Source organism: Streptomyces sp. SM1, assembly GCF_002910825.1.
Taxonomy (GTDB): Bacteria; Actinomycetota; Actinomycetes; order Streptomycetales; family Streptomycetaceae; genus Streptomyces; species Streptomyces okerensis.
On the sequence record NZ_NEUB01000170.1, the window covers coordinates 1 to 9,892 of the forward strand.

The following is a 9,892-nucleotide window of genomic DNA, read 5'->3' on the forward strand; positions in this document are numbered from 1 at the left end:
GACGGGTGAACCGGCTGCCGGACCGGCCGAACGGCCCCTTCTGGACGCCCCCCACGACGACCACCCCCTCGCCTCCTACGTGCTCCGCGTCAACGGCACCGACCGGCCCGTCACCGACGCGTGGATCGGCGAGTCGCTGCTCTACGTGCTGCGTGAGCGGCTCGGCCTGGCCGGCGCCAAGGACGGCTGCTCGCAGGGCGAGTGCGGCGCCTGCAACGTGCAGGTCGACGGGCGGCTCGTGGCGTCCTGCCTGGTCCCGGCCGTCACCGCGGCCGGCAGCGAGGTCCGTACCGTCGAGGGCCTGGCCCAGGACGGCCGCCCCTCGGACGTGCAGCGGGCGCTCGCACGGTGCGGCGCCGTGCAGTGCGGCTTCTGCGTACCGGGTATGGCGATGACCGTGCACGACCTCCTGGAGGGCAACCCGGCGCCGACCGAACTGGAGACGCGCCAGGCCCTGTGCGGCAACCTGTGCCGCTGCTCCGGCTACCGGGGCGTGGTGGACGCCGTCCAGGAGGTCGTCACCGAACGCGAGGAGCGCGCCACGTCCGCGGAGTCCGGGTCCGGCTCCGGCGACGAGCCGGACCCGCCCCGCATCCCGCACCAGGCGGGCCCCGGCGCCGGGGGCGTCAACCCCTCGGCGTTCGGCGGCCCCGGACCCCTTGAGCAGCAACCCCACGACCAGCCCCACGGCCGGGACGGAGGCCAGGCGTGAGCAACGAAACAGTCACCGCGCAGGCCGCCGAGACCGCCTCCGAGCCGGAACCGGTCCCGCACGGGCTCGGCGTCTCCCTCCCGGCCTCGGACGCCCGCGCCAAGACCGAGGGCACCTTCCCGTACGCCGCCGACCTGTGGGCCGAGGGCCTGCTGTGGGCGGCCGTGCTGCGCTCCCCGCACCCGCACGCGCGGATCGTGTCCATCGACACCAGCCACGCGCGGGAGATGCCCGGCGTCCGCGCGGTCGTCACCCACGAGGACATCCCCGGCGCCCCGGTGCACGGCCGCGGCACGGCCGACCGCCCGGTCTTCGCCTCCGAGGTCGTCCGCCACCACGGCGAGCCCCTCGCCGCCGTCGCCGCCGACCACCCCGACACCGCGCGGATGGCCGCCGCGGCCGTCATCGTCGAGTACGAGGTGCTCGACCCGGTCATCGACCCCGAACAGGCCTTCGAGGCCGAGCCGCTGCACCCCGACGGCAACCTGATCCGCCACATCCCGCTGCGCCACGGCGACCCCGACGCGGCCGGCGACGTCGTCGTCGAGGGCCTGTACCGCATCGGCCGCCAGGACCCCGCCCCCATAGGGGCCGAGGCCGGTCTCGCCGTGCCCCGCCCGGACGGCGGCGTCGAGCTGTACCTGGCGTCCACCGACCCGCACGGCGACCGGGACACCGCCGCCGCCGCGTTCGGTCTGGAACCCGATCGGGTGAAGATCGTCGTCACCGGGGTGCCCGGCGCGATCGCCGACCGTGAGGACCAGAGCTTCCAGCTCCCCCTCGGCCTGCTCGCGCTGAAGACCGGCTGCCCGGTGAAGCTCACCGCCACGCGCGAGGAGTCCTTCCTCGGTCACACCCACCGCCACCCCACCCTGCTGCGTTACCGCCACCACGCGGACGCAGAGGGCCGGCTGGTCAAGGTCGAGGCGCAGATCCTGCTCGACGCGGGCGCCTACGCCGACACCTCCTCCGACGCCCTGGCCGCCGCCGTCTCCTTCGCCTGCGGCCCCTACGTCGTCCCGAACGCCTTCATCGAGGGCTGGGCCGTACGCACCAACAACCCGCCCTCCGGCCATGTGCGCGGCGAGGGCGCCCTCCAGGTGTGCGCCGCCTACGAGGCGCAGATGGACAAGCTGGCCAAGAAGCTCGGTGTCGACCCGGCCGAACTGCGCATGCGCAACGTCATGGCCACCGGCGACCTCCTGCCCACCGGCCAGACCGTGACCTGCCCAGCCCCGGTCGCCGAGCTCCTCCAGGCGGTACGGGACTTCCCGCTGCCGCCGCTGCCCAAGGACACCCCCGAGGACGAGTGGCTGCTGCCCGGCGGCCCCGAGGGCGCGGGTGAACCGGGCGCGGTGCGCCGCGGCGTCGGCTACGGCCTCGGCATGGTGCACATGCTCGGCGCGGAGGGCGCCGACGAGGTGTCCACGGCCACCGTGCGGGTCCAGGGCGGTGTGGCGACCGTGCTGTGCGCGGCCGTCGAGACCGGCCAGGGCTTCGCCACCCTGGCCCGGCAGATCGTCCAGGAGACCCTCGGTGTCGACGAGGTGCACGTGGTGCCCGTCGACACCGACCAGCCTCCGGCCGGACCGGGCTGCCGCGGCCGGCACACCTGGGTGTCGGGCGGTGCGGTGGAACGCGCGGCGAAGATGGTCCGCACCCAGCTCCTCCAGCCGCTCGCACACAAGTTCGGCATGTCCGCCGAGCTTCTCCAGATCACCGACGGCAGGATCACCTCGTACGACGGTGTGCTGTCCACCACCGTCACGGAGGCGCTGGACGGCAAGGAGCTGTGGGCGACCGCCCAGTGCCGCCCGCATCCGACGGAACCGCTGGACGAGTCCGGCCAGGGCGACGCCTTCGTCGGCATGGCCTTCTGCGCGGTCCGCGCGGTGGCCGACGTCGACATCGAGATCGGCTCGGTACGGGTCGTCGAACTGGCGGTCGCCCAGGACGTGGGCCGGGTGCTGAACCCGGCGCAGCTGGCCGCCCGGATCGAGGCGGGCGTGACCCAGGGCCTGGGCGCGGCGCTCACCGAGAACCTGCGCACCCCGCGCGGTCTCGTCCGCCACCCCGACCTCACCGGCTACGCCCTCCCCACGGCCCTGGACGCGCCGGACATCCGGATCGTGAAACTGGTCGAGGAGCGGGACGTGGTCGCGCCGTTCGGGGCGAAGGCGGTCAGCGCGGTGCCGGTGGTGACGTCGCCGGCGGCCATCGCGTCCGCCGTCCGGGCCGCCACGGGCCGCCCGGTGAACCGGCTGCCGATACGCCCGCAGGCCGCGGTGGTCACCGGGGGCTGAGCGGCCGTCCGGGCTCGGACCAGGGTCCGGACACGCCTGCTTCCGGCGCGGGTTCCCCCGGTTCCGCCGCGTTTTCCCGCGGCGAGGCAACGCAAGCGGTTACTGACGCGTCTTGGAGGACGAGGGGGCGCCGGGGCCGTCGAGGCCCCGGTCCGGGGCCGTTGTCAGTGGTGGCGCGTAGTGTTCCGATCAGTGGGGGACGGCTGCCGGGTCCGGAAGGGCTTGTGCCGTCCTGCCCGGGGCGGGACGTTCGCGGACCCGGGACCGAGCACACGTATCGCGGGGGAATCATGAGCACGACCGACACCGTTGTCTCAGCGGCCATCACACTGACCGACGCCGACCTCGATCCCTTCATCACGCACGCGTCCACGCGCCGGCTGCTGACCGGTCCCGGACTGCCCTCGGACAGCGGCCTGTTCAGCTCCGCGGAGCTGGTCCGGCACGGCGGCCCGCACACGGTCGCCGACTCGACGGGCGCCCTCGGCGAGCGGCTCTCCGCCGAGCTGCGGGACCAGCTGGTCATCGGCGGGCTGCTGGGCCCGGCCGGTCTGGAGACGGAGTCGGTACTGCTGGACGGCGCGACCGGCGAGGTCTCCACCACGTACGTCTTCCACGACCGCCCCGACCTGATGGACTGCCGCCCGCTCGCCCCGTCCCTGCCGACACTGGTGCGGTTCGCCGCGGCGACGGACGAACTGGCGGGACTGCGCGGCCAGTTCGCCTCCTACGCGGGCCGGTACGGCACCAAGGCGGTCGCGGGGGCCTCCCGGCAGCTGCTGGCGGTCTTCGAGGAGGGCGCGGACGGCGAGCCGGCGCCGTTCTGGCAGATGGCCGCGCTGATCAGGCCGCTGGCCCTGGTGGCGGGACCCGGCACGGCCTCGGGGCTGGCCCTGGACCTTCCCCTCCGTCTGCTGGACGAGGAGTTCGGCCGGGGCGGAGTGGTCCGCTTCGAGGAGGTCGACTTCCCGGCGACGCTCACGCACGAGCCGACCCGCCGTTTCCTGCGCGAGACGGGCCTGCCGGAGGACGGCTTCCTCTTCTCCCTGGACACGGACCTGCCGCTGCGGACCCTCGCGGAGTACTACGCGGAGGACTGCCGGGGCGAGCTCCCCGCCTCCCCTCCCTCCGCCCGCGCCGAGCACCTGATACGCCTCGGCTACCTGGTCGACGACCACAGCCTGCTCGTCGACGGCACCACGGGCGCGGTCCTCAGCCGGAGCGAACCGGACGCCGTGCTCCGCCCGCTGAACACGGACATCTCCACGCTCGCCTTCACCCTCTGGCTGCTCCACCGCGAGCGCTCCCTCGACGAGGCGTCGGGCCACGCCCTGACCAGCGACACCTACGACCAGCTGGCGCTGACCATGATCCAGGTCCTGTCCTCGATCGACCCGACGGGCACCACCGCCGACGCGGACTGGCACTACTGGACGGAACTCTTCCAGGACGAGGCGGGCGGAGTCCTCTGACGCGAGGAGGGCGGGGTGCTCCGGAGAGCACCCCGCCTGGGTGGAGGCCGTGGCGGGAATCGAACCCGCGTACCTCCCCGCGAGCGGAGCTCGCTGATGGATGCAGCGCAGGCGAGTCCCTGGGCCACTCCGGCACACGGCCGTGCCGGGGGCGAAGTGCCTTGCGGTACTTCGCCGTTCCGAACCGGTGCACCGACCGTAAGCCGGTCCGCGGGCGGCGCTCGGGCAAAAGCCGGGTGCCGCAACGCGACTGCCACACGCCGTTCACGAACGGGGCGCGGCGGCGGTCCTACGACCAAGGTCCCGGTGCCGATCACGACCCCCGACAGGGGTCAAACCGTGCGGCGGACCTTACTCTGGCGTTCATGACCGCCCCGAACCCGCGCGACACCGATGTCGCCGAGCCCGCCGACGCCCCGCCCCCGGCCCTCGCCGCCCCCGACGACACCGTGCTGAGCCGCCCCTACCGTGCGCTGAGCATCGGGATCGTCTCCGTGGTGCTGCTGATCGCCTTCGAGGCGACGGCCGTCGGTACGGCGATGCCGGTCGCCGCGCGGGAGCTGAACGGGGTGTCGCTGTACGCGTTCGCGTTCTCGGGATATTTCACCACCAGTCTGTTCGGCATGGTGCTGTCCGGCCAGTGGTCCGACCGGCGCGGCCCGCTGGGCCCGCTGGCCTGGGGCATCGGCTCCTTCGCGGCCGGGCTGCTGCTCGCCGGGACGGCGGGCGCGATGTGGCTGTTCATCCTGGGACGGGCCGTGCAGGGGCTCGGCGGCGGGCTGGTGATCGTCGCGCTGTACGTCATCGTCGGACGGGCCTACCCGGAGCGGCTGCGGCCGGCGATCATGGCGGCGTTCGCGGCGAGCTGGGTGGTGCCGTCGATCGTCGGACCGCTCGCCTCCGGCGCGGTGACGGAGCACATCGGCTGGCGCTGGGTGTTCCTCGGCATACCCGCCCTCGTGGTTTTCCCGCTGGCCCTCGCGCTGCCGCAGATACGGCGCCTGGCCTCCGGCCCGGTGGACGACGGCACGGACGCACCGGCCTCCTCCGACGGCCGCCGCATCCGGCTGGCCCTGGCGATCTCCTTCGGCGCCGGCCTCCTCCAGTACGCCGCACAGGACCTGCGCTGGATCTCACTCCTTCCGGGCGCGCTGGGCGTGGCCCTGCTCGTCCCCGCGGTGCTGGGCCTGCTCCCGCGCGGCACCTACCGGGCGGCCCGCGGCCTGCCCTCGGTGGTCCTGCTGCGCGGAGTCGCCGCGGGCTCCTTCATCGCGGCGGAGTCCTTCGTCCCGCTGATGCTGGTCACCCAGCGGGGTCTCAGCCCGACCCTGGCCGGTTTGTCGCTCGCGGCGGGCGGCGGTACCTGGGCGCTGGGCTCCTGGGTGCAGTCCCGGCCCCGGCTCGAACAACACCGGGAACGTCTGATGGCCCTCGGCATGCTCCTGGTGGCGGCGGCCATCGCGGCGGCCCCGACCGTGCTGATCGAGGCCGTCCCCGCCTGGACACCGGCGGTCGCCTGGGCCTTCGGCTGCTTCGGCATGGGCCTGGTGATCTCCTCCACCAGTGTCCTGCTGCTCCAGCTCTCCGCCCCCAAGGAGGCCGGCACCAACTCCGCCGCCCTCCAGATCTCCGACGGCCTCTCCAACGTGCTTCTCCTGGCGGCCGGGGGAGCGGCCTTCGCGGCCCTCGGCGGCGGCACGGTCAGCCGCGCGGCGACGGAGGCCTCCGGCTCCCACCCGGCCGCCTTCGTCGCCGTGTTCCTGCCGATGGCGGCGGTGGCACTGGCGGGGGTGTGGGTGGCTGCGCGGGTGAGGGCCGTCAAGTAGTACCACTTTGGTGCCATGCGGTGGTACCGTTTTGGTATGGCCATGAACCTGCGTCTTCGCGACGACCAGACGGAAGCTCTCAAGCTGCGCGCTGAGGAGGAGGGTGTCAGCATGCACGCGATACTGCTGCGGGCGGTGGACGACTATCTGGTGCGGACCGCGCACCAGGAGCTGGTGCGCAAGGCCGCAAAGGAGCAGACCGTCAAGTGGGCCGAACTGCTGGAGCGGCTGAAGTGACGTGCGTCTACCTCACGGCCGAGGACGTCCTGGCCATTGCCGAGGACGCCGTCGACGACCAGCAGATCGCCGTGCGTGACGCGGGGCTGCTGGAGTCGGCCGTTCATCGCCCCTCGGCTTCCATGTTCGGACAGGAGGCATACGCCGACCTGTTCGACAAGGCAGCGGCGCTCCTGCAGTCCCTGGTCATCAATCACCCTTTCGTCGACGGAAACAAGCGCACGGCATGGGTGTCCTGCGTCGTCTTCCTCGCGATGAACGAGGTGCAGCTGCGCCCCGACATCGACGCGGCAGAACGTCTGGTCACCGGTGTGGCGACCGGCAGTCTGGACGAGGTCAAAGCGATCTCCGAAGCGCTGAGGGGTCTGGCCGATCAGGGCGATGTGACCTGAGTCCCATCCCGGGGCGTCCCGGTCGCGTACCGGCGTCGGCACGACCGGGCCATCGGTAGGGTGGCCCGGTCGTCATGCGCCGATGCGCCGTACCCGAGCTACCCCCGACGGAGATCGTGACTACCACCGCCGGCACCGCGTCCCACTCGCACCACCTGTCCCCGGCCTTCCCCGGCCGCGCCCCCTGGGGCACCGCCGGGAGGCTGCGCGCCTGGCAGCAGAGGGCGATGGACAAGTACCTCCAGGCCCAGCCCCGTGACTTCCTGGCGGTGGCCACCCCCGGCGCCGGCAAGACGACCTTCGCGCTGACGCTCGCCTCCTGGCTGCTGCACCACCACGTCGTGCAGCAGGTGACCGTCGTCGCGCCCACCGAGCACCTGAAGAAGCAGTGGGCCGAGGCCGCCGCACGGATAGGCATCAAGCTCGACCCCGAGTACAGTGCGGGCCCGCTCGGCAAGGACTACGACGGGATCGCCATCACGTACGCCGGTGTCGGCGTACGGCCCATGCTGCACCGCAACCGGGTCGAGCAGCGCAAGACCCTCGTCATCCTCGACGAGATCCACCACGCCGGTGACTCCAAGTCCTGGGGCGAGGCCTGTCTGGAGGCGTTCGAACCGGCCACCCGGCGGCTCGCGCTGACCGGTACGCCGTTCCGCTCCGACACCAACCCCATCCCCTTCGTGGCGTACGAGGAGGGCGACGACGGGATCCGGCGCTCGTCCGCCGACTACACCTACGGATACGGCTCCGCCCTCGCCGACAACGTGGTCCGCCCCGTGATCTTCATGTCGTACAGCGGCAACATGCGCTGGCGCACCAAGGCCGGGGACGAGATCGCCGCCCGCCTCGGCGAGCCCATGACCAAGGACGCCGTCAGCCAGGCCTGGCGCACCGCGCTCGACCCGCGCGGCGAGTGGATGCCGGCCGTGCTGCGCGCCGCCGACCAGCGGCTCACCGAGGTCAGGAAGGCCATCCCGGACGCCGGCGCCCTCGTCATCGCCGCCGACCAGGACTCCGCGCGGGCCTACGCCAAGCTGATCCGCGAGATCACCGGCGACAAGGCCACCGTGGTCCTGTCCGACGACACCGGGGCGTCGAAGAACATCGACGCGTTCAGCCGGAACACCGACCGCTGGATGGTCGCCGTCCGCATGGTGTCCGAGGGCGTCGACGTGCCGCGCCTCGCGGTCGGCGTGTACGCCACCACCATCTCCACCCCGCTGTTCTTCGCCCAGGCCGTCGGCCGTTTCGTACGGTCCCGGCGGCGCGGCGAGACCGCGTCCGTGTTCCTGCCGACCATCCCGGACCTGCTCGGCTTCGCGAACGAGATGGAGCGCGAACGCGACCATGTCCTCGACAAGCCCAAGAAGGACGGCGAGGAGGACCCGTACGCCGAATCCGAGAAGGAGATGGAGGAGGCGAACCGGGAGCAGGACGAGGACACCGGCGAGCAGGACATGCTGCCCTTCGAGGCGCTGGAGTCCGACGCCGTCTTCGACCGGGTGATGTACAACGGCGCCGAGTTCGGCATGCAGGCCCACCCCGGCAGCGAGGAGGAGCAGGACTACCTCGGCATCCCGGGACTCCTCGAACCCGACCAGGTGCAACTGCTGCTCCAGAAGCGGCAGGCCCGGCAGATCGCGCACAGCCGCAAGAAGCCCGCCGAGGACGCGGACCTGCTCGAGATGCCCGCCGAGCGGCGCCCGGTGGTCTCCCACAAGGAGATGATGGAGCTGCGCAAGCGGCTCAACAACCTGGTCGGCGCGTACGTCCACCAGAGCGGCAAACCGCACGGCGTGATCCACACCGAGCTGCGCCGGGTCTGCGGCGGCCCGCCCTCCGCCGAGGCCACCGCGGGACAGTTGAGCCAGCGGATCGAAAAGGTGCAGGAGTGGGCCACGCGCATGCGATGACACCGGGTGTACGTATGAGGACAAACGGAACCACTTCCCGCTGAGAGTGCCCGGATTCTGGACGGAGACTTCCGCTCACCGAACCGGCTCGCTACTGTCCCCGCTACGCACACGCCCCGTGGCAGCGCCGCCGCGGAGCGCAGCCGTGAAGCGACTGTGCCCGGGACACTGCCGGGCCGCCGGCCGATCGGCGGCCTCTGAAGCGCGTGACCGACGGGACTCGGTGACGCATCTGCCGCGAGGGGGACCGCCGACCTCACCACTAAGGAGTGGGCGTCGTGACCGCGGAGACCTCTCAGACGCTCGACAGGGGACTACGTGTCCTCAAGCTGCTCGCCGACACCGATCACGGGCTGACCGTCACGGAGCTGTCCCACAAACTGGGTGTGAACCGGACCGTCGTGTACCGGTTGCTCGCCACGCTGGAGCAACACGCGCTCGTACGCCGTGATCTGGGCGGACGTGCCCGGGTCGGGCTCGGCGTGCTGCGGCTCGGGCGGCAGGTGCATCCGCTGGTGCGTGAAGCCGCGATGCCGGCGCTGCGGTCGCTGGCGGAGGACATCGGCGCGACCGCGCATCTGACGCTGGTGGACGGGGCGGAGGCGTTGGCCGTGGCGGTGGTCGAGCCGTCCTGGACGGACTATCACGTGGCGTACCGGGCCGGGTTCCGGCATCCCCTGGAACGGGGGGCCGCGGGGAAGGCGATCCTCTCCGCCCGGCAGCAGGCGTCCGACGAACCCGGGTACACGCTGACGCACGGGGAGCTGGAGGCAGGCGCCTGCGGGGCGGCTGCGCCGCTGCTGGGGGTGACCGGGGTCGAGGGCAGTGTCGGTGTGGTCATGCTGGCGGATGTCGTACCGGAGCGGGTGGGCACCCGCGTGATGGACGCGGCCCGCGAGGTAGCAGACGCCCTCCGCTGACCCCCCAGCGACCGTAGCCGCGGGCAGTCGTGCCGCGACCACCCCACCACCCCACCACCCCACCCACCCCAGCCGCGGGCAGTCGTGCCGCAGGGCGGCACGGGTGGGCGCGGC

Annotated in this window: 8 protein-coding genes and 1 tRNA gene; 8 read left to right on the top strand and 1 reads right to left on the bottom strand. The window is 72.7% G+C overall.

From position 1 onward, the window contains the following. The 3 genes from B9S61_RS03810 to B9S61_RS03820 all read left to right on the top strand — a co-directional run. On the top strand, positions 1-712 hold a 712-nt coding region (locus tag B9S61_RS03810; RefSeq protein ID WP_103540912.1), incomplete at its 5' end, for a (2Fe-2S)-binding protein. After that, positions 709-3,015: a xanthine dehydrogenase family protein molybdopterin-binding subunit gene (locus B9S61_RS03815; RefSeq protein WP_103540913.1), complete on the top strand. Its 2,307-nt coding sequence runs from the start codon at positions 709-711 to the stop codon at positions 3,013-3,015. The genes B9S61_RS03810 and B9S61_RS03815, both read left to right, overlap by 4 nt. A gap of 290 nt (positions 3,016-3,305) precedes the next feature. Continuing rightward, positions 3,306-4,487, top strand: coding sequence for an SUKH-4 family immunity protein (locus tag B9S61_RS03820; protein ID WP_103540914.1), 1,182 nt, complete (start codon positions 3,306-3,308; stop codon positions 4,485-4,487). 41 nt (positions 4,488-4,528) lie between these two features. On the opposite strand, the gene B9S61_RS40630 is transcribed toward B9S61_RS03820, so the two are convergent. Further along, positions 4,529-4,629 (bottom strand) — tRNA-OTHER (locus B9S61_RS40630). Positions 4,630-4,852: 223 nt separating this feature from the next. Here B9S61_RS40630 and B9S61_RS03825 point away from each other — a divergent pair. The 5 genes from B9S61_RS03825 (at position 4,853) to B9S61_RS03845 (ending at position 9,778) form a co-directional block, all read left to right on the top strand. Then, complete coding sequence (locus B9S61_RS03825) at positions 4,853-6,313, top strand: MFS transporter (protein ID WP_103540915.1); 1,461 nt, start codon at positions 4,853-4,855, stop codon at positions 6,311-6,313. Between the two features lie 36 nt (positions 6,314-6,349). After that, positions 6,350-6,550: a ribbon-helix-helix protein, CopG family gene (locus tag B9S61_RS03830; RefSeq protein WP_103540916.1), complete on the top strand. Its 201-nt coding sequence runs from the start codon at positions 6,350-6,352 to the stop codon at positions 6,548-6,550. Beyond that, positions 6,547-6,942 (top strand): type II toxin-antitoxin system death-on-curing family toxin, encoded by a 396-nt coding sequence (locus B9S61_RS03835; protein ID WP_103540917.1) that lies wholly within the window; start codon positions 6,547-6,549, stop codon positions 6,940-6,942. The genes B9S61_RS03830 and B9S61_RS03835 overlap by 4 nt, the downstream gene beginning before the upstream one ends. A gap of 74 nt (positions 6,943-7,016) precedes the next feature. Then, complete coding sequence (locus B9S61_RS03840; protein ID WP_103540918.1) at positions 7,017-8,858, top strand: DEAD/DEAH box helicase; 1,842 nt, start codon at positions 7,017-7,019, stop codon at positions 8,856-8,858. 278 nt (positions 8,859-9,136) lie between these two features. Continuing rightward, positions 9,137-9,778, top strand: a complete 642-nt coding sequence (locus tag B9S61_RS03845) for an IclR family transcriptional regulator (protein ID WP_103540919.1) — start codon at positions 9,137-9,139, stop codon at positions 9,776-9,778. The last annotated feature ends 114 nt before the right edge of the window (positions 9,779-9,892 follow it).

Coding starts and splice junctions, on each gene's coding strand:
- B9S61_RS03820 (WP_103540914.1), top strand. CDS start 3,306: ATGAGCACGACCGACACCGTTGTCTCAGCGGCCATCACACTGACCGAC.
- B9S61_RS03825 (WP_103540915.1), top strand. CDS start 4,853: ATGACCGCCCCGAACCCGCGCGACACCGATGTCGCCGAGCCCGCCGAC.
- B9S61_RS03830 (WP_103540916.1), top strand. CDS start 6,350: ATGGCCATGAACCTGCGTCTTCGCGACGACCAGACGGAAGCTCTCAAG.
- B9S61_RS03840 (WP_103540918.1), top strand. CDS start 7,017: ATGCGCCGATGCGCCGTACCCGAGCTACCCCCGACGGAGATCGTGACT.